The organism is Halorubrum sp. SD626R (assembly GCF_001261915.1).
Lineage (GTDB): Archaea > Halobacteriota > Halobacteria > Halobacteriales > Haloferacaceae > Halorubrum.
The window spans coordinates 12,880-31,804 of sequence record NZ_CVRT01000096.1; the positions used below are offsets into that span (position 1 = coordinate 12,880).

At 70.7% G+C, this 18,925-nt stretch carries 17 protein-coding genes; 7 read left to right on the forward strand and 10 right to left on the reverse strand.

Going from position 1 to position 18,925, the window contains the following annotated elements; all coding sequences use genetic code 11:
• Positions 1 to 9: 9 nt before the first annotated feature.
• Positions 10 to 621, forward strand: coding sequence for a dihydrofolate reductase (locus SD626R_RS10300; protein WP_092566279.1), 612 nt, complete (start codon positions 10 to 12; stop codon positions 619 to 621).
• Between the two features lie 131 nt (positions 622 to 752).
• Positions 753 to 2,420 (forward strand): histidine kinase N-terminal 7TM domain-containing protein, encoded by a 1,668-nt coding sequence (locus SD626R_RS10305; RefSeq protein ID WP_092566280.1) that lies wholly within the window; start codon positions 753 to 755, stop codon positions 2,418 to 2,420.
• A 39-nt stretch (positions 2,421 to 2,459) separates the two neighbouring features.
• Here SD626R_RS10305 and SD626R_RS10310 read toward each other — a convergent pair whose 3' ends face one another.
• Genes SD626R_RS10310 through gatB form a run of 4 tightly spaced genes read right to left on the reverse strand, consistent with a single transcriptional unit; the run spans position 2,460 to position 5,545 of the window.
• The gene (locus tag SD626R_RS10310; RefSeq protein ID WP_092566281.1) at positions 2,460 to 3,269 is read right to left on the reverse strand and encodes an RlmE family RNA methyltransferase; all 810 of its coding nucleotides are present in this window, start codon (positions 3,267 to 3,269) and stop codon (positions 2,460 to 2,462) included.
• 26 nt (positions 3,270 to 3,295) lie between these two features.
• Positions 3,296 to 3,835, reverse strand: coding sequence for a GNAT family N-acetyltransferase (locus SD626R_RS10315; protein ID WP_092566282.1), 540 nt, complete (start codon positions 3,833 to 3,835; stop codon positions 3,296 to 3,298).
• A complete protein-coding gene (locus tag SD626R_RS10320) occupies positions 3,832 to 4,050 on the reverse strand; it encodes a ubiquitin-like small modifier protein SAMP2 (protein ID WP_092566283.1) in 219 nt (72 codons plus the stop codon). The genes SD626R_RS10315 and SD626R_RS10320 overlap by 4 nt, the downstream gene beginning before the upstream one ends.
• A 7-nt stretch (positions 4,051 to 4,057) precedes the next feature.
• Positions 4,058 to 5,545: an Asp-tRNA(Asn)/Glu-tRNA(Gln) amidotransferase subunit GatB gene (gene gatB / locus SD626R_RS10325; protein ID WP_092566284.1), complete on the reverse strand. Its 1,488-nt coding sequence runs from the start codon at positions 5,543 to 5,545 to the stop codon at positions 4,058 to 4,060.
• A 616-nt stretch (positions 5,546 to 6,161) separates the two neighbouring features.
• Between gatB and SD626R_RS10330 the strand changes: the two genes are divergently transcribed.
• Positions 6,162 to 6,857 carry a phosphoribosyltransferase gene (locus tag SD626R_RS10330; RefSeq protein WP_092566285.1) on the forward strand — a complete coding sequence of 232 codons (696 nt, stop codon included), beginning with the start codon at positions 6,162 to 6,164 and terminating at the stop codon, positions 6,855 to 6,857.
• Between the two features lie 10 nt (positions 6,858 to 6,867).
• Positions 6,868 to 7,509 carry an HD domain-containing protein gene (locus SD626R_RS10335; protein WP_092566286.1) on the forward strand — a complete coding sequence of 214 codons (642 nt, stop codon included), beginning with the start codon at positions 6,868 to 6,870 and terminating at the stop codon, positions 7,507 to 7,509.
• A gap of 4 nt (positions 7,510 to 7,513) precedes the next feature.
• Here SD626R_RS10335 and SD626R_RS10340 read toward each other — a convergent pair whose 3' ends face one another.
• From SD626R_RS10340 to SD626R_RS10350, 3 genes are all read right to left on the reverse strand, one after another.
• Complete coding sequence (locus SD626R_RS10340) at positions 7,514 to 8,323, reverse strand: nucleoside phosphorylase (RefSeq protein ID WP_092566287.1); 810 nt, start codon at positions 8,321 to 8,323, stop codon at positions 7,514 to 7,516.
• A gap of 65 nt (positions 8,324 to 8,388) precedes the next feature.
• Positions 8,389 to 8,835 (reverse strand): hypothetical protein, encoded by a 447-nt coding sequence (locus SD626R_RS10345; protein WP_092566288.1) that lies wholly within the window; start codon positions 8,833 to 8,835, stop codon positions 8,389 to 8,391.
• A 102-nt stretch (positions 8,836 to 8,937) separates the two neighbouring features.
• A complete protein-coding gene (locus SD626R_RS10350) occupies positions 8,938 to 10,341 on the reverse strand; it encodes an HD domain-containing protein (RefSeq protein ID WP_092566289.1) in 1,404 nt (467 codons plus the stop codon).
• Positions 10,342 to 10,453: 112 nt separating this feature from the next.
• On the opposite strand from SD626R_RS10350, the gene SD626R_RS10355 reads away from it, so the two are divergent.
• The 3 genes from SD626R_RS10355 to mtnP all read left to right on the forward strand — a co-directional run bounded on the left by SD626R_RS10355 (position 10,454) and on the right by mtnP (position 12,581).
• The gene (locus SD626R_RS10355; protein WP_092566290.1) at positions 10,454 to 10,642 is read left to right on the forward strand and encodes a hypothetical protein; all 189 of its coding nucleotides are present in this window, start codon (positions 10,454 to 10,456) and stop codon (positions 10,640 to 10,642) included.
• The gene (locus tag SD626R_RS10360) at positions 10,642 to 11,637 is read left to right on the forward strand and encodes a YeiH family protein (RefSeq protein WP_092566291.1); all 996 of its coding nucleotides are present in this window, start codon (positions 10,642 to 10,644) and stop codon (positions 11,635 to 11,637) included. The genes SD626R_RS10355 and SD626R_RS10360 overlap by 1 nt, the downstream gene beginning before the upstream one ends.
• A gap of 77 nt (positions 11,638 to 11,714) precedes the next feature.
• Positions 11,715 to 12,581: an S-methyl-5'-thioadenosine phosphorylase gene (gene mtnP, locus SD626R_RS10365; protein WP_092566292.1), complete on the forward strand. Its 867-nt coding sequence runs from the start codon at positions 11,715 to 11,717 to the stop codon at positions 12,579 to 12,581.
• A 405-nt stretch (positions 12,582 to 12,986) separates the two neighbouring features.
• On the opposite strand, the gene SD626R_RS10370 is transcribed toward mtnP, so the two are convergent.
• The 3 genes from SD626R_RS10370 to smc form a co-directional block, all read right to left on the reverse strand.
• Complete coding sequence (locus SD626R_RS10370) at positions 12,987 to 14,231, reverse strand: glycosyltransferase family 2 protein (RefSeq protein WP_092566293.1); 1,245 nt, start codon at positions 14,229 to 14,231, stop codon at positions 12,987 to 12,989.
• Positions 14,232 to 14,334: 103 nt separating this feature from the next.
• Positions 14,335 to 15,327, reverse strand: a complete 993-nt coding sequence (locus SD626R_RS10375) for a segregation and condensation protein A (RefSeq protein WP_092566294.1) — start codon at positions 15,325 to 15,327, stop codon at positions 14,335 to 14,337.
• Complete coding sequence (smc, locus tag SD626R_RS10380; RefSeq protein WP_092566295.1) at positions 15,320 to 18,910, reverse strand: chromosome segregation protein SMC; 3,591 nt, start codon at positions 18,908 to 18,910, stop codon at positions 15,320 to 15,322. The genes SD626R_RS10375 and smc overlap by 8 nt, the downstream gene beginning before the upstream one ends.
• Positions 18,911 to 18,925: the final 15 nt, after the last annotated feature.

Consider the following 18,925-nt stretch of genomic DNA (forward strand, 5'->3'; position numbering starts at 1 on the left):
ATCGATCCCGTGCAACTCGTCAGCGTCGCCGCGCTCGCGGAGAACCGGGTGATCGGGAACGACGGCGGCGTCCCGTGGCCGGACCTCCCCGAGGACGTCCGCCAGTACCGCGACCGCGTCGCGGGCTCGCCGGTGATCCTCGGCCGTCGGACCTTCGAGTCGATGCGCGGCGACCTCCCCGGCCGCCGCCAGATCGTCGTGAGCCGCAGCGTCGACGCGGTGGACGAGCCGACCGCGGCCGTCGCCGACGGCGTCGACGCGGCGATCGAACTCGCCCGCGAACTCGTCGGCGAGGGCGTCAGCGCCGGATCGGCCGACGTCGGCGCCGGTGGGTCGCGCTCGGCGGCCGACGTCGCCGGTGAGACGTCGCCTCCCGACACGGCGCCGGCCGACGACGCTCCGGATATCGCCGACGCCTCCGTCTACGTCCTCGGCGGCGGGACGATCTACGAGCTGTTCCAGCCGCACGTCGACCGGATGGCCCTCAGCCACGTCGACGGCGCTTACGAGGGCGACACCCGGTTCCCGGCGTGGGACGAGTCGGAGTGGCGCGTGGCCGACGAGACGGACTACGAGGGGTTCACCCTCCGCGAGTGGGTCCGGCGCGCGGACGCGGCGTGAGCCGGCAGATCGTCCGTGACGTGAGCCGGCGCGTCGCCCGTGACGTGTCAGTCGACTGTCTCCCGTCCCCCGGCCGTCCCCGAATCAGGCGACCAAACTAAGTGGACGTGGACCGTCAGCTATCTCGATAGATGGCGGCCTCGTGGTGGCTCGTCGGCCTGTTCGCGCTCTCGGGTGCGGCCTGCTTCGCGGCCGTGCTCCACGGGTCCCGCCTGCGGAACGACGACGCCAGGCGCGGGCTCCGCTGGCTCCTGGTCCTCGTCGGCGTCTGGGGGCTGCTTCAGGCCGGGGTGCTGCTCGCGGGCCGGGAGCCGACAGCGATCGCGCTGTACGTCCTCGCGCTCATCGTCGGCTTCGCCACGCCGTTCGCGTGGCTGTACTTCGCCTCCGCGTACGCCGGCCGGGACTACCACCGCCGGCCGGCGTACCGGCGAGCGGGCCTCGGGGTCTACGTCGCCGTCGTCGCGGCGAAGCTCACGAACCCGATCCACGGTCGGTACTTCAGCGCGTCGTTCCGCACCGACCCCGTCCGCCGCCTCCTCATCGACGAGGGGGCGCTGTACTGGGGGTCGCTCGCCCTCGCGTACGCGCTGTCGCTCGTCGGCTTCTACCTCCTGTATCGGCTCTTCCGAGAGTCGGAGCGCTCCTCGTGGACGCTCGCCGGGCTGTTCGCGGCGACGGGACTGGCGGTCGTTCCGAACGCGGTCGCCCAGGCGGCGCCGTCCCTGTTGCCGTCGCTGAGCTACGAGCCGCTCGGCGTCGCCGTCTTCGCGGTCGGAATCGTCTACCTCGTCGAGGACACCTTCCTCGCGGTCGAGCGCACGGCGACGCGCTCGTTCGTCGAGCGCACCGCCGGCGGCGTCCTCGTCCTCGACGCCGACGGCCGGCTCCGCGACCACAACGAGCGGGCCGCGGAGCTGTTCCCCGCGATCGCGACCGGGGCGACTCGCATCGAGGAGATCTCGCGGGGCGTCGCCGACGCGTATCGAAAGGGGCGCCCCGTCCTCGTCGACGTCGTCGACGCTGGCGGGGACGAGCGGACCTACTGCGTCACGAGCGAGTCGCTCTCGGTCGGCGAGGCGGAGTTCGGCTGGGCGCTGCTCGTCCAGGACGTGACCGCCATCGAGCGGCAGCGCGAGCGGCTCGAACGCCACGAGGAACAGCTCGGCGACATGGCCGGCGCGATCGCTCACGAGCTCCGGAACTCCGTCGCCGTCGCCGACGGCTACCTCGCGGACGCAGCGGAGCGGGTCGCCGACGGCGACGCGGCGGGCGCGGCCGAGTCGGTCGCGGTCGCGCGCCGCCGCGTCGACCGGATCGGCGGCGTCGTCGAGGACCTCCACACGCTGGTGCGCCACGCCCGCGACTTCGGCGAGCCCTCGCTCGTCGACTTCGAGGCGGCGGTGGCCGACGCCGAGTCCGCTTCCGACGCCGACGTCGCGGTGACCGTCGACGGGAGCGGCCGGGTGCTCGCGACTCCGACGCGCCTCAAGCAGGTGTTCAAGAACGCGTTCGACTTCGCCGCGTTCAACGGGGCGACCGCGGTGACCGTCTCCCTGACCGACGACGGCTTCGCGATCGCCGACGACGGTCGGTTCACCGCGGGCGACGGGGCGGACGCCGCGCTCTTCTTCGAGTACGAGAGCGCCGAGCCGAGCGCCGAGGCCGGCATGTCGCTGCCGAACGTCCGCGCGCTCGCCCGGATCGAAGGGTGGACCGTGGAGCCGGACGCCGGACACGACGCCGGCGTCCGGTACGTCGTTCGCGGGGTGACGGTCGAGCGGGACGCGACCGACTGAGGCAGAATCGAGCGTTCGGTCGGCGCGAGCGCGATCGATTCAGCCGCCGCGAGCGTCGTCGCCCTCGGCGTCGGAACCGCCGTCGACGCGCTCGGCGAAGCCGAACCGGGGCTTGGCCTCGTCGACCTCGACGGTCACCGTGTCGCCCACGTCGGCGTCGGGGACGAACAGCGAGTACCCCTCGACGTACGCGATCCCGTCGCCCTCGTCGCCGAGCTCCTCGACGGTCACCTCCACCCGGTCGCCCGCCGCGACGGGAGCCGTGTTCAGCCCCTTGGCGACGAGATACACCTCAGAGGAGGAGTCGCGGGAGGCCGGCGGCGAGACGGTCCGGAGGTACTGGAACTCCGAGCGGACGTCCTCACGGAAGGCGTCGAGGTCCTCGCCCTGGAAGACCTTCACGACGAAGTCGCCGCCGGGCGCGAGCAGCTCCTCGGCCACGTCGAACGCCTGCCGCGCGAGGTGGACCGACCGGGCGTGATCGAGGGAGTACTCGCCGGTCATGTTCGGGGCCATGTCCGAGAGCACCACGTCGGCGCCGCGCTCGCCGACCGCCTCGCGCAGGTAGTGGCGGGTGCGCTCCTCCGTCATGTCGCCGCGGATCGTCTCGGCGTCGTGCTCGTCGAGGTCGTCGATGCGCTGGAGGTCGACGCCGACGACGGTGCCCGACTCGCCCACCTCCTCGGCCGCGACCTGAAGCCACCCGCCCGGGGCGGCGCCGAGGTCGACGACGGTGTCGCCGCGCTCGAAGAGGTCCGACTCCTCGTCGATCTGTTTCAGCTTGTAGGCCGATCGGGCGCGGTACCCCTGCTGTTTCGACTTGTTGTAGTACTCGTCTTTTCCACTCATTGCGCCCTCGTAGACCGTCCGGCCGTTTATCGGCGTCGTTCACCGGATCCGCGGTCGCCGCCCTCGCTGGCCGTCCCAACCTGGCGCTGCCCGCGCACCCGGTCAGTCCGACGCGCGTCGTCCCCGCGATCGAGTTCGAACCCGAGGTCCGCGTACAGCCCCGCCAGGTCCGGATCGAACGCGGCGGTGACGGCCGCGGGATCGGCGTCGCGCTCGGCGCGTCGCACGGCCGCGGCGACGAGCGCGGAGCCGATCCCGCGGCCGCGACGCGCTCGCCTGACCGCGACGGCGTCGACGTGGAGCCGGTCGGAATCGGGGCGCACGGCGACCAGCGCGCCGACGACGCCGCCGGTCCGCGTCGACCGCGCGACGAGAACGTCGCCGGCGGCGGTCCGGTCGTCGACGGTCGCCGCGTCGGTCTCCAGCATCGCGGCGTCGAGGATCCGGAGGACGTCGAGACGGTCGTCGGGCGTCGCCCGCTCGACTGTCACGTCTTCGGGCGGGTCAGCGAGGTCGCGGGGGCCAGGGCGGTCGGACGCGTCCCCCGGATCGGGCGAGCCGGTCACGCCCCGTCTCTCGTCGCGCCGCCCTTGATCAGCCGGAGGACACGCACCTCCTCGGCGTCGACGACGCGGTCGCCCGGGACCGGTGAGCCGTCGACCAGCGCCGACGCCTCCTGCGGGTGGTAGCCTGCCTCGCGGATGAGGTCGTCGTAAGTGGCGCCGTCGTCGAGGTCGCACTCGGAGACCCCCTCGCCGACGACCTCGACGGTGACGCGCATCCGGGACCTACCCCTCTAGCCGCTCGCGGAGCAGCCCGTTCACCTCGCCGGGGTCGGCGCTGCCGCCCGTCTCCTGCATCACCTGTCCGACGAGGAAGTTGATCGCGCCCTCGTCGCCGTCGTGGTAGTCGCTCACGGCGTCCGGGTTGTCGTCGATCGCGGCGTCGACGGCGGCCTCGACCTCGCCGGAGTCGGCGACGCCGAGCCCCTCGCGCTCGATAACGGTCTCGGGGTCCTCGCCCGCGTCGAGCATCTCGCGGAGGACGACCTCCTCGGCGTTCTTCACCGTGAGCTCCTCGTCGGCGACCAGCTCGATCAGGCGTTTGAACTCGTCGAGGCGGTCCTCGACGTCCGTGATCTGCATCTCGCGGTAGTTGAGCTCGCCGAGCAGGTTGTCGGCGACCCACGTCGCGGCGAGTTCGGGGTCGAACGACTCGGCCACGTCCTCGAAGAAGTCGGCGACCGCCTTCGTGGAGGTGAGCTTCGAGGCCGACTCGCGGTCGAGCCCGTACGCCTCCCGGAAGCGCTCGCGGCGCGCGTCCGGTAGCTCCGGGATCGGGATCGACTCCTTCCAGTCCGACACCTCCAGCGCGGGGAGGTCGGCCTCCCGGAAGTAGCGGTAGTCCTTCTCGGCCTCCTTCGAGCGCATCGAGACGGTGACGCCGCGCGACTCGTCCCAGTGACGCGTCTCCTGCTCGATCTCGCGGCCGCGCCGGAGCACGTTCTCCTGTCTGGTGACCTCGTACGCGAGCGCCTGCTCGGCGCCCTTGTGACTGGAGATGTTCTTCACCTCGGCGCGGTTCACGTCCGCGAGGGCGTCGTCGGTGATCGCTCCGTCGTCGGCGACCCGGTCTCCGGGGACGAGCGAGACGTTGGCGTCGACGCGCAGGCTCCCGTCGCGGGTCGGGTCGAAGACGCCGAGGTATTCGAGGACCTCCTCCAGCTTCGCGAGGAACGCCCGCGTCTCCGCCGGCGACCGGAAGTCGGGCTCGGTGACGATCTCCATCAGGGGCGTCCCGGCGCGGTTGTAGTTCACGAGGGTGTGCGTCGCCGACTCGATGGAGCCGCCGGCGTGCTGGAGGCTCCCGGGGTCCTCCTCCAAGTGCGCCCGGGTGATCCCGATCGTCCGGGGCTCGCTGTCGACGCGCACTTCGAGCTCGCCGGACTGACAGATCGGGGCGTCGTACTGCGTGAGCTGGAAGTTCTTCGGGAGATCCGGGTAGTAGTAGTTCTTCCGGTGGAACGTCGTCGTCTCGGGGATGTCGGCGTCGATCGCCTTCCCCACCTTCACGGCGGCCTCGACGGCGGCCTCGTTGAGGACCGGCAGCGCGCCCGGCAGCCCGAGACAGGTCGGGCAGGTGCGCGTGTTCGGCTCCTCCCCGTCTTCGGGCTCCGTCGAGCAGCCGCAGAAGATCTTCGTGTCGGTCTCGAGCTGGACGTGGACCTCCAGCCCGATCACGACCGTCCGCTCCTCCGTCGCGGCCTGAGTGCTCATTACCGGAGCGTTGTGAGCGGGTCACCTAAATCGTGTCGGGACCGATACGTGGCGTACCCGCGTCGAGTCGACGTGATTTCCGGAATTCGTTTTCGCGGTTCCCGGCGATACGTCGTTGCCGTCGGCGACAATGGATCGTTGGGGACCACCTCCAAAGCCCCAGCCGCTCGGTGATACGCGACCGATCCCGGATCGTCGGCGACCACCTCTAAAGCCCCAGCCACGAGGACGGCGCACGCTCGCTGTCGTTCGAGACGCCTTCGGCGTCTCGTGATGACGAGAGAGCTTTGCTCTCTCGAACCACGCTCCTCAGTCGCTCACGTCGTTCGCTCCTTGCGGTGCTTGCATCGCCTGCGCCGTCCTCGCGGCTGCCCCTTTGAGTCCTCCCCCGCCCAGCACGGCACCGCAGCCTCACGCCTCCCCAGCCTCGTCGGTCGCCCTCCGCGTCGCTCCGGGCGACCGACTCCCTCGCACGCGCTGCTCGCGCCCGGAGGGCGCTCGCAGGCGCGCGCCACCGCAGCCGTTCCCGAGAAATCGTGCCGAGGTACTCGCGCCGGTCTCCCCTCCGGGACCGTTGCTAAACCCTTATGAGCGCGCGGGTGGGATGAACGGCCGTATGAGCGACCTCCCGGACGACTTCGACTGCACCCTCACCAACTGGGAGTACATCTACGGGCTCTGCCGAAACGTCTCGAACGAGGTGAAACGGGCCGACTTCGAGCCGGACGTGGTCGTCGCGCTGGCGCGGGGCGGTTGGTTCGCGGGGCGGTGCGTCTGCGACTTCCTCGGTCTCAACGACCTGACGAGCCTCAAGATGGAGCACTACGTCGGAACCGCGGAGAAGAGCGGCGAGCCCCAGATCCGCTACCCGATGCCGGAGGGGAGCGTCGAGGGGAAAGACGTCCTGATCATCGACGATATCGCGGACACCGGCGGCTCGATCCGCCGCGCCGAGGAGTACGTCGACGACCGGGACGCGGCCGAGATCCGCACCGCGACGCTCCAGCTGCTCGGCACCTCCGAGTTCCAGCCGGACTTCGTCGGCGAGCGGCTCGAACAGTGGACGTGGGTCGTCTACCCGTGGAACTTCCTCGAAGACATGATCGACCTCACCGAGGGCGCGATGGAGCGCGCCGAGCAGGAGACGTTCGACCGCGAGGACCTCCGCCACTACCTCGACGAGTACCACAGCATCGGCCGCATCGAGATGGAGGTCGCCCAGCCCGGCCGCCTCGACGAGGTGCTCGACGAGATGGTCCGGCGCGACGTGGCCGCGTCCGCCGGTGACGACGCCTGGACGCTGGCCGAGTAACTCCCCTGCGATGGCCGGCAACGAACCGAGCCCCGACCCAGCATCCTCGATAGACGCCCTCCTCGACGCCTACGCGCTCAAGGACGAGCGGCGCACGGGCTGGCAGCTCCGCGGGGTCGCCGACCCCGAGTCGGTCGCCGCCCACGCCTGGGGCGTCGCCTACCTCGTCCTCGCCCTCGGCGACCGGTTCCGCGGGGACCTCCCCGGACTCGACCTCGACCGCGCGCTCCGGCTCGCGGTGGTCCACGACGTCGCCGAGGCGGAGACGGGCGACGTCGCGACCCGCGCCGACTCGACCGCGGACCCCGTCGACCCGGCCGCAAAGGAGGCCGCCGAGCGCGAGGCGATGGCCGACCTCGCCGGGCCGCTCCCGGACCGCGTGCGCGACGCGTGGGAGGCGTACGAGGCCCGCCACTCGCCGGAGGCGGTCCTCGTCAAGGAGTGCGACCTCCTCGACGTCTGCCTCCAGGCGGTGATCTACGAGCGCGACGCCCGGTACGACCCCGCCGACGGCGACCCGGACGCCTTCCGCGAGTACGACGACCTCGACGAGTTCTTCGCGACGGCCGAGCCGCGGCTGCGGACCGAGACCGGGAACGCGCTGTTCGCTCGCCTCCGCGATCGGTATCGGGCGGCTCGGGACGGCGAGTGAGCGCTCAGTCCGACGCGCGCCACGCGGCGACGGCCGCGTCGATCACCGCCAGCGCGTCCTCGCTGCCGTTCGCGTCCCCCTTCTCGAACTCCTCCTTGGTCTGGCCCATCTGGTTCGTCACGTGCGCGAAGCAGACGACCGGTCGGTCCCGGGCGTTCGCGAACGCGTAGAGGCCCGCCGCCTCCATCTCGACCGCGAGAATCCCCTCCGACCGGGCGCGTTCGATCGCGGTCTCCGTCTCTCGGAAGGGCGCGTCCGTCGTCCACGACGCCCCCGTGTACACCGGTCTGGGCACCGCCTCGCACTCGCGCTCGACCGGTCCCAAGAGCTCGGGATCGAGAGACGCGTAGCGGTCCGGCGGTCGGTAGTGGTGGCTCGTCCCCTCGTCGCGGAGCGCGCGCTCGATGAGCACGAAGTAGGGCGGGTCGTCTCTCGGGACGATCCGCCCCGAGGAGGTGACGCTGACGAGGAACTCGCAGCCGGCGGCGAACAGCTGCTCCGCGACGAGGACCGCGAACGACGCCCCGACGGCGCACCCGACGATCCCGAACTCCTCGCCGTTCCGCTCGAACCGATAGAGCTCGGTGTGGTACCCCGGCCACGTCTCGTCCCGCTCCGCCTCTCCGGCCGCCCGCAGCCGGCGCACGACGTCTCCGTCCGGATCGAGGACGCAGACCTCCGGGACCGAGCGCTCCGGGAGTTCCTTCTGACGGCGGGCGTTCTCCAGCAGGGCGCTCGGCGCGAACACGGACGGTTCGTCGAACCCCTTCGCCTCCAACAGCGGGGACGCGTCCGAGTCGGACGGGTCGGTCATGTGGGCCGACGTTCGCGGAACTCGCGAAAGGGTGTTGCGGTCGGACTCGCCCGCGCGCCTCCGACTCACCGGAGTCCGAGACGGTCTCCGAACCGTCGAGCGAGCGCTCCGATCGCGTAACTGGCCGCGGCGAGCACGGCCGCAACCGGCGCCCAGAGCGCCGGCGCGCCGTGTCCGTAGAACGACAGCACGAACGCCACGGGCGCCGCCTCCCGCGTCGAGATCAACCACGCGTAGAACGTCAGCGGACCGTAGGCCGGTCCGACCACCAGCCCGGCACTGACGAGCAGCCCGCTTCCGGCGTACGCGGCGCCCACCGCGAGCAGCGTACCGAGCAGGACGAACAGTAACAGGACCGCCTCGGGTATCGCGTCGAAAGCGGCGTGTGACCCGAACGCGAACAGTCCGGTCGCACCGAACAGCCCCGCGCCCGCCGCGGCGCCCAGCCGTCTCGGCGACGACTGCGAGCCGAGGAGCGCTCGCCGGAGGGTCGCGTTCGAGTTGAGGTCCATGTGTTCGTTCCGGAGGGCGCGGTGTCTCCGTGTGAGCACGTGGCCTCTCGGTATCCGTTTTTCGGGTTCTCTACTGCGGTCCGACGGCGCCGCCGACGCGTTCTACGTCCCCGACGGGACGGTCCCGTCGGAGCCGACCTCCCGCCCGAACGCCTCCCGGAGCACGCGGATCGCCCGCCGCTTCGTCCCGTCGGGGACGAAGACGAAGGGGATCGGCACGTCGAACGCGCGGTCGCCGTACAGCCCCCAGTCCCCGACCGACCGGGTCGTCCCGCCGTAGGCGATGGGGATGTCCTCCAGCTCGTCGGGGTCGTACGCGGGGACGTACGACCGGTCGATCCACACCTCGTGGACGGGCACGTCGAGCGCGTCGGCGAGGAGCCGCTCCAGGCGGTCGTCGCCCTCGGTGAGCCACGCCGTGAAGTCGTCGAGGTCGCCGCCGATCCGGTCGGCGAGCGCGATCCGGTGCTTCCAACAGGTGGCCGGGAAGCGGCGCCCGCGGAACCGGTCGTACATCGACGCCAGCGTCGAGTCGGGGTGGTCGCGGGCGGCGGCCTTGAGCCGTTCGAGCACCGCGTTGTCGTCGAGTTCCCGCGAGAGCACGCCGTCGACCGTCACCGGGCTCTCGCCGGTCACGCGCTCGTACTCGCCCAGCAGCTCCTGGAGGAGTCGGTTGGCGTAGACGGCCTTGTGGTGCTGGGTGACCCACATGTACAGCGCGATCCGGCCTTCGAGGTAGTTCCCGATGGTCGAAAGCGCCTTCTCGGTGAGCGCGAGCCCGGCCTCGGGGTGGGCGGTGTAGGCGTCGACCATGCGGTCGACGTCGAAGCTCAACACGCCCGCGCCGGTCATGCGGTTGTCGCGGGTGATGTAGTCGAGCCGGTCGACGTCGATGGGGGAGTGGAGCAGCTGCGCGCCGACCCCGTACTGCCAGGGCTCGCCGCGCTCGTACGCGAGGCTGTAGCCGAGGACGTACGCGCACACCTCGAAGGGATCCACGTCGAACGAGCGCAGGGCGTCGCCGTACTCCTCGGCGATGAGGACGCAGCCGAGCAGCTCGTGCGGGCTCGCCGACCGGAGCGGTGCCCCGCCGACGCCCGCCCGGTCGAAGGCGTCGACCAGCCCGGCGTCGGCGACCCGCTCCCGTAGTATCCCCTCGTCGAGGAACCCCTCCGAGAGGTGCGAGAAGGGCGGGTGGCCCACGTCGTGGAGCAGGCAGGCGCACTCCAGCGTGCGCTGGATCTCCTCTAGCTCGTCGGTCGTCGCGCCGCGCGCGAAGTACGGCTGGCGGCGGAGGTTCTCGAAGACGGTCCGCCCGAGGTGGTAGACCCCGAGCGAGTGCTCGAACCGCGTGTGGTTCGCCCCGGGGTAGACGAGGTGCGTCGCCGAGAGCTGGCGGACGTACCGCAGCCGCTGGAACGGGCGGGTGTCGACGACGCCGTCGACGAGCGCGTCCGGCAGCTCCACGTAGCCGTGGACGGGGTCTTTGATCTGCGTGGTCGGCATCCGATTGTCGCTGAGACGACCGCCCGGAACCTGCCTCTTTCGGTCGCGCGCGGCTCCCCCGCGCACCGCCAGAGTCCGTCCATATAAGTATCGAGCGCGCCGAGCCGCGGGCATGGCATCGGAACCCGGCGACGACGCGGCTCGCGCCGCCGACGGCGGGGACGACACCGCTCCCGCCCGCGAGACCGGCTCCCCGCTCGTCGACCGGTGGGTCGCCCTCGACCGCGGCTGGCAGGCGCTCGCGCTCGGGCTGGGGATCGTCGCCCTCCACGCCGCGGGACAGGCCGCGGGCCTCCTCTGATGGGCGTCGTCGCCGCCGCCCGGTCGTACCTCCCCGGCCTCGCGCTACTTTCCGCCGGGGCGCTCTGCGCCCGCCTCGTCGCCGGCGCGGTCGACGGCCTCTCCCCGCTCGTCGTCGCGGTCGCGCTCGGCGCGCTCGTCGGCAACGCGGTCGGGACGCCCGACGCGGCGGAACCGGGCGTCGGCGTCGACAAGCTCTTCTTGGAGACCGGGATCGTCCTGCTCGGCGCCGCAGTCGTCGTCGAGGAGTTCCTCGCCGCGGGACCGACCGTGCTCGGGATGGTCGTCGTCACCGTCGGCGGCGGCCTGCTGCTCGCCGAGCTGATCGCCCGCGTGCTCTTCCGGCTCGACGGGGAAACGCCCTCGCTGCTCGCCGCGGGCGCGAGCATCTGCGGCGTCTCCGCGGTGGTCGCGATCGGACGCGTGCTCGACGCGCGCGGCTCGGCGATCACCTTCGCGGCGGCGACCGTGCTCCTGTTCGACGCCGTCACGCTCGTCGCGTTCCCGATCGCCGGCGAGTGGCTCGGGCTCACCGGCCGGCAGTTCGGCGTCTGGGCCGGCGTGAGCATGTTCTCGACCGGCCCCGTCGCGGCCGCGGGGTTCGCGCACTCGCCGGAGGCCGGCCAGTGGGCGACCGTGACGAAGCTCGCGCGCAACGCCCTGCTGGGTGGCGTCGCCGTCGCCTACTCGCTGGCGTACACCGCGCGCTCGGCGACCGATCCGGGCGTCCGCCGGATCTGGGCGGAGTTCCCGAAGTTCCTCCTCGGCTTCCTCGCGGTCGCCGCGGTCGCGAACAGCGGGCTCCTCTCGCCGGCCGCGCTGGCGTCGATCGGGCGCGCCTCGGACGCCCTGTTCACCCTGGCGTTCGTCGGCCTCGGGCTCTCGATCCGGCTCCGCGAGATGCGCGAGGTGGGCGGGGCCGCCGTCGGCGCCGTCCTCGTCCACCTGCTCGTCGTGAGCGCGCTCGCGCTGGCGGCGGTGCGGTGGCTGCTGTGAGTCGCCGCGCGGCGGCGTCGACCGCGCGCCGCGCCCGCGTTCACTCCGTATAAGTAGCGCGCGGACGCAGTTCGCGTATGAGCACCATCGGTTTCATCGGCGGCAGCGGCATCTACGAGGCGCTGCCCCTGAACGACGTGCGCGAGGTCGAATACGACACGCCCTACGGCGAGCCCAGCGACGCGATCACGATCGGCGAGTTCGCGGACACCGGGACGGAGGTCGCCTTCCTCCCCCGACACGGCTCGAACCACGGCGTCTCGCCCACCGACCTCCCGTACCGCGCGAACATGTACGCCCTCAAGCAGGCCGGCGTCACCCACGTCTTCGCGTCGAACGCGGTCGGCAGCCTGAGGGAGGAGCTGGAGCCCGGCACGCTCGTCGTCCCGGACCAGATCTATGACCGGACGAAGCACCGCGACCTCTCCTTCTACGGCGACGGCGTCGTCGTCCACCAGCCGTTCGCGGATCCGTACAGCCCGGAGCTGGTCGACCACCTGACCGAGGCCGCGGGGTCCGCCGCGCCCGCCGACACGAAGGTCGTGAAGGGCGGCACCTACGTCTGTATCGAGGGGCCGCAGTACTCGACGCGCGCCGAGTCGGAGTTCTACAAGAGCCAGGGGTGGGACCTCGTCGGCATGACCGCGATCCCGGAGGCGAAGCTGGCCCGCGAGGCCGAGATCGCCTACGCCACGATCGCCGGCGTCACCGACTACGACGTCTGGAAGGGGGACAGCGAGGTAACGCTCGAAGAGGTCTTAGAGAACGCCGAAAAGAATCAGACGGCGATCAAGGCCGCCGTCGAGGAGGCGGTCCGGACGCTTCCCGACGACTTGGAGTGCGACGCGCACACGTCGCTCGAAGGCACCGTCAACACGCCGACGGAGGCGATCCCCGACGAGACGAAAGAGCGCGTCGAGCCGCTGCTCGGCGACTACCTGTAGACAGGTCCTGCGGTGCGGCGGCGCGTGCCTGCGAGCGGCCGGAGCGAAGCGGAGGCCGCGAGACAGCACGCGCGAGGGACGCGGTGAGCGAGGGCGACCGAAGGGAGCCCGAGCGAACCGCGAGGCTGGGGAGGCGTGAGGTGCGGTGCGGTCGCGTCGGGTGGGACTCAAAGGGGCAGTCGCGAGGGCGAAGCACGACGACGCAAGCACTGGAACGAGGGAGCGAACGCAGTGAGCGACCGAGTGAAGTGCGCAGCGAGTCGCGCGAGCCCTCGTGACTGGGGCTTTGGCGGTGTTCCCCGCTGGTTTTCAGGGAGCAGCGTATCGCAGAGCGACTGGGGCTTTGGAGGTGGTCGCCGCCGATTTTCAAGAAACGACGTGCCGAGCAACCACGGTGTACACAACCTAGTCGTCGAACACGCCGAACGTGAACTCGGAGTCGGACTCCCGAGTTAGTCGCTCGGAGCCGTCGTGGTCGCGCAGCTGTCCCTCGTCCATCGAGTCGTGGACGTGCTCGACCTCCGCCGGCGCCAGCTTCTCCGTCACCTCGAACGTCGTCACCGGGCTGACCAGCCCCCAGACGGCGCCGATCGAGTGCGCGAAGAAGGCGATCGGCGTGAGGACGAGGTAAACCGGCCACGTGAGCGGGTGTTTGTCGTACCTAGCGGTCCCGACGAGTTTGTAGACGAACAGGACGCCGACCAGCGCCAGGGACGCGGTCTGGTACCACGCCATCGCCGGCGCGGTGCCCGGGAGGAGTATCGACGCGAGCGCAAGGAGCGGCACGAGCGGCGAGAACGCCCACGCGACGATGCGCGTGTAATACACGGGACGGTAGGCGAGGGGGAGGAGGCCCCCGTCGGCGCGCGTCCCGGAGATCCACCGGCGGCGCTGCTTGGCCATCGCGCGCAGCGAGGGGGGCGCCTGGTTCCGGAAGCGCACGTCGAGGACGGCGAAGGAGACGCTCGCGCGGTCGGCGGCCCGCCAGATGAAGTTCGTGTCCTCGGTGATCGTCGCGACGTCCCACGTGATCTCGTCCTCCAGCGAGTGCCGGACCGCGACGCCGCCGCCCCATGCGTACAGCGGGTACCGCAGGCGGTGGAACGCGAACTGCTCGTACTGGTAGCCGACGCGAAAGATCTCGCTCAGATACGTCAGCCGCGACCCCGTGTACAGCGGCTTCTCGGTGAACTGGACCACGTCGGCGTCGGGGAGCCCCTCGAAGCCGGCCATGATGGTGTCCTCGTCGAGGTATAAGACGTACTCGCGGTCGCAGGGTACCTCGCGGCGGGCCCACTCGACCGCCCGCCCCTTGTTCGTCGCGGCGCACTCGAAGGAATCGGGGACGACGTGGACGTCCGCGCCGTCGACGTCGATCGGCTCCTCCGCGATCACGCGCACGTCGTCGAGTCCGTCCGGCACCGCGTTCACCGTGGCCTGGACGACCCCCTCGGCGTCGACGGTGAGAATCCGAACTTGGATGTCGTCGTATCCCCACTTGACCTCCTCGGGGTCGACCCGGCCGCCACGGGCGAGGACGACGGACTCGAAGAGCCACCACGCCGACGAGGCGCCGTACAGGGCCAGCGCGACCCACAGGGCCGCGACGACGACCGCGAGGACGGGACTATCCGTGACGAACTCGATCACGCCCCTTATCGATCGCTCGTGACAATCAACGCACCGGTATCGAAACGCGGCCGCACCGCGGGAGGGCCCTCGACGCGGATCCGAACGCGACGGACGTCCCCGGTCAGTCCGCGATCGCCTCCGACTCCCCGGTCGTCGCCGCGGGGTCTTTCACCCACAGGTCGCCGAAGAAGTCGTCCTGCTGGAGCCGGACCGACCCCCGGTGGGCCATGAACAGCAGCGCGAGGTAGGTCATGAACGGGCGGCCGCCGGCGGTCTCGATCTCCGCGAACAGCACCTCCGTGCGCCCGCGATCAAAGTGGGTTCGGAGGGCGTTATCGATCTCCACGATCACCTCCTCGATGTCCTCGTCGTGGGTGCGGTCGGTCGCCTCGCCCGCGGTCGGCTCGCCGTCGCGCCGGAACTCGTCGCCCGTGTGGTAGTCGAGCGTCTGCGTCCCGCGGTCGTACCCGTGCGGCGACTCCGAGGTGTCGTACTCGCGGGAGTCCTTCCACCACGAGCCGCGCTCCGCCTCGCGGAGTTCGCGGACCAGCTCGTCGAGCGTCTCGGGCGATCCCCGGGTGCTCTTCCGGTCGAGCCGCCGGTCCATCTCCGCCTCCAGCTCGTCGACCGGGTCGAAGTCGCCGTCGGCGGGGTCGGGTGCGCCGCCCTCCATCGCGACCTCCCACGGCTCGGGTTCGGGCTCCTCGTCCTCGTCGTCGTCGGTCAACATCCCGTCGCTCTTCATCCGGAGCAGGACGCTGGCGTAGAACAGCGCCCGCCCCGTCGTCCGGAGGTCCGTCTCGTCGAGCCGCTCCAAGAAGGCGTCGGTCACCTGCACGATGTCGATGTCCCACGGCTCGATCTCGCCCTCCTCGGCGAGCTGGACGAGGAGCTCGACGGGCTCGACCTCGCCGTCCTCGTCGGGCGCTCCGCGCTCGGTCTCCTCCTCCGCGGCGACGTCGCCTCCGGCGTCCGCGTCGCTCTCGTCGCTTCCGGGTACCTCCGGTGTCGCCCCGTCACGCGCCCCGCCGTCGCGCTCGCTCGTCAGGTCGAGGTCCGGGACGCCGTCGTCCGAGCCGCCGCGCCCCCCCGCCGACTCCGGCGGCTCAGTCATCCGCCGTCACCTCCCCGTCGCCGTCGTCGGCGTCGTCGCCGAACTGCATCCCGGTGACCGCCGAGAGGTTGTCGCCCTGCATCGTGACGCCGATGGCGCGGTCGGAGCGCTCCAGCAGCGCCGAGCGGTGGCCGACGACGACGAACTGCGCCTCCGCGGCCAGCTCCTCGATCATCTCGCCGACGCGCTCGGCGTTGACCGCGTCGAGGAACGCGTCGATCTCGTCGAGCGCGTAGAACGGCGCGGGGTTGTGGCGCTGAACGGCGAAGATGAAGGAGAGCGCGGTCAGCGACTTCTCGCCGCCGCTCATCGCGTCGAGCCGCTGGACCGGCTTGTCCGCCGGCTGCGCCCGCATCGTCAGCCCCTCCTCGAACGGGTCCTCGGGGTTCTCCAAGAGGAGCTCGCCGCTGCCGGCGGAGAGGCGCGCGAAGATGTCCTCGAAGTGGTCGTTGATCGACTCGAACGTCTGCATGAACGTCTCCTTCTTCGCCGCCTCGTACCCCTCGATGCGCTCCTCGATCGCGTCGCGCTCCTCGACCAAGACGTCCCGGCGCTCCTGCAGCTGGTCGAGCGCCTCTCGAACCTCGTCGTACTCGTCTATCGCGAGCATGTTGACGGGTTCGAGCGCCTCCATCTCGGCCTCCAGCTCCTCGATCCGCGACTCGACCTCGTCGAGGTCCGGGATCTCCTCGGCGTCGTACTCGCCGACCTGCGACTCCAGCTCGTCGATCTCCCACGCCAGCCGGTCGCGGCGGTCGGTCAGGTCCTCCAGGTCGGACTCGGACTCGGCGACGAGCGAGCGCTGCTCGTCGCGCTCGCGGGTCGCTTCCTTGATCTCCTCGCGGAGGTCCTCGCGGTCGGCCTTCAGCTCCGTCAGCTCCTCCTCTAAGTCGGCGATCGCCTCCCGCTTCGCCTCGAGCTCGCTCTCCTTCTCCTCGATCGCGGCCTCGTGCTCGGCGACCGCCTCCTCGGCCTCGGCCTTCCGGTTCTGGGCCGCTTCGACGGTGTCGTGGAGCTCGTCGACCGCGTCCTCGGCGTACCCCTTCTCCAACTCCAGCTCGTTCTGCCGCCCGTCGAGCGAGCTCATCCGGTCTTCCAGCTCCGCGATCTCGTCGCGGATGTCGTCGGCGCGCTCGGAGAGCTCCGGGATCTTCGAGTCCGCGAGCTCCGCCTCGATCTCGTCGATCTCGCCCTCCAGCTCCGCGATCTCCTCGTCGAGCTCGTCGAGCTCCGCGTCGATCTCGCTCATCTCCTCGTCGACCGACTCGCGTTCGGCCTCCAGCTCCTCGAGCTCGGTCTCCAGCTCGTCGATGCGCTCCTCGGCGTCCGTCAGGTCGTCCTCGGCGCGCTCCACGTCGGCCTCCAGCGACCGGACGCGCTCGGCGGCGTCCGCCTTCCGGTCGCGCGCGTCGTCGATGTCGTCTTCGAGGGCGTCGATCTCGGCCTGTAGCGACTGCCGCTCGTCTTCGAGCTCCGAGATCTCGGTCGCGAGCCGTTCGAGCTTCCCGCCGCCGGACTTCGTGAACGCGTACCGCGAGCCGCCGCCGGAGCCGCCCGTCATCGCGCCGGACTTCTCAACGAGGTCTCCGTCGAGGGTGACCATCCGGTAGTCGCCCATCAGCTCGCGGGCGGTGTCCATGTCCTCGACGACGAGCGTCGAGCCGAGCACGTACGAGAAGATCGAGGCGTACTCGGCGTCGTAGTCGACGAGGTTCCGCGCGAAGTCGACGACGCCCGGCAGCGAGGGCTTCCGCGGGAGGCTCCGGTCGTCCATCTCCGTGATGGGGAGGAAGGTTGCCCGGCCCGCGTTCCGCCGCTTGAGGTAGTCAATACACGTCGAACCGACGCCGTCGTCGTCGACGACGACGTTCGCGAGTCGGCCGCCGGCGGCCGTCTCGCAGGCCTCGGCGTACTCGGCCTCGACCGACCCCAGCTCGCCGACCGCGCCGTGGACCCCGTCGATACCGCCGTTCTTCACCTCGGTCACCGCGCGGGGCCAGGAGGCGTCGCCGCGCTCGTCGGCGGCGGCCTCCAGCTTCGCGTACTCGTTCTGCTTCTCGCGGAGCTCCTCCTCGACCGTCTCGAGGTCCTCGCTCCGCTCAGCCTTCTCAGAGAAGAGGTCCGCGACGACCTCCTCGATCTTCTCCTCGTTCTTCTCGGCCTTGTCGAGCTCGCTGCGGAGCTCGGAGATCCGGGCCTTGTGATCCGGCAGCGACTCGCGGGCCTCCTCTAAGTCGGTCCGCGCCTCGCTCACCGCGTTCGAGCGCCGGCGCGCCTCGTCGAGGAGGCGGTCCTTCTCGCGCTGGGTCTCGTTCTTCTCCTCGCGCAGCGACTCGATCGCCTCCTTCTTCTCCGCGAGCTCGGCTTTCAGCTCGTCGAACTCGGTGTCGACGCCCTCGATCTCGGCCTCGACGTCCGCCAGCTCGGACCGCTTCGTGGCGATCTCGGACTTGACCGACGCCTTCTCGACTTTCGCCTCCCGGATCTCGGATTCGATCTCCTCGATCGTCTCCTCTTTCCGGTCGATCTGGACGAACGCGTCGCGCCGCTCCGTCTCGGCCTCCGCGGCGCGCTCTTCGGCCGCCTCGATCCTGTCCTCCAGCCGCGAGATCTCGCCTTTGACCTCCTCGATCTCCGACCGGATCTGGATCTGCTCGTCCTCGCCCTTCGTCTCGATCTCGTGGTTGAGGTCGGCGAGATCCTCCTCTAAGCGGGTGAGCCTCCCCTGTCTCGCGTCGAGCTCCTCGCGGAGCTCCGCGAGCTCGTCTTCCGCCGCGTCGATGTCGTCCTCGACGCCGTCGAGCGCCTCGCGCTTCTCCTCCAGCTCCGAGGCCTTGAGGAAGCCGCGGTACTCCTCCAGCTCCTCGCGGAACTGTTGGTACTGGAGGGCGGTCTCGCGCTCGTCGGACAGCCGGTCGAGCCGGTCCTCCTTCTCGCCGATCCGGAGGTCCGCCTCGCCGATGCGCTCCTCGACCGTGTCGAGCTCCTCGTAGGCCGCCTCCTTCTTCTCGTCGAACTCGGCGACGCCCGCGATCTCGTCGACGATCCCCCGGCGCTGGTAGGGGGTCATGTTGATGATCTCGGTGACGTCGCCCTGCATCACCACGTTGTACCCCTCCGGCGTCACGCCGGCGGCCGCCAGCAGGTCCTGCACGTCCGAGAGGTTCACCGAGCGCCCGTTGAGGTAGTAGTACGAGTAGTAGTTGTCCTCGGTCTCCTTCACGCGCCGCTTGATCGTGATCTCGGAGACGTCGCCGACGTTCTCCGTGCCGGCCGCGGAGACGACCTGCGACCGGTCGAGGGTTCCGTCCTCGTTCGAGAGCACGACCGTCACCGAGGCCTCGTTCGGGCCGCCCGAGCCCTCGCCGTCGTCGTGGCCGGGGTTGTAGATCAGGTCGGTGAGCTTCTTCGCCCTGATCCCGCGGGTGCGCGCCAGTCCGAGCGCGAAGAGGACCCCGTCGATGATGTTCGACTTACCGGAGCCGTTCGGGCCCGTGACCACCGTGAAATCGTCGTAAAAGGGGATCCTCGTCGTCCGCCCGAAGCTCTTGAACCCGTCCAGAACGACTTCGCTGATGTGCATGTGACGCGGAGGTGC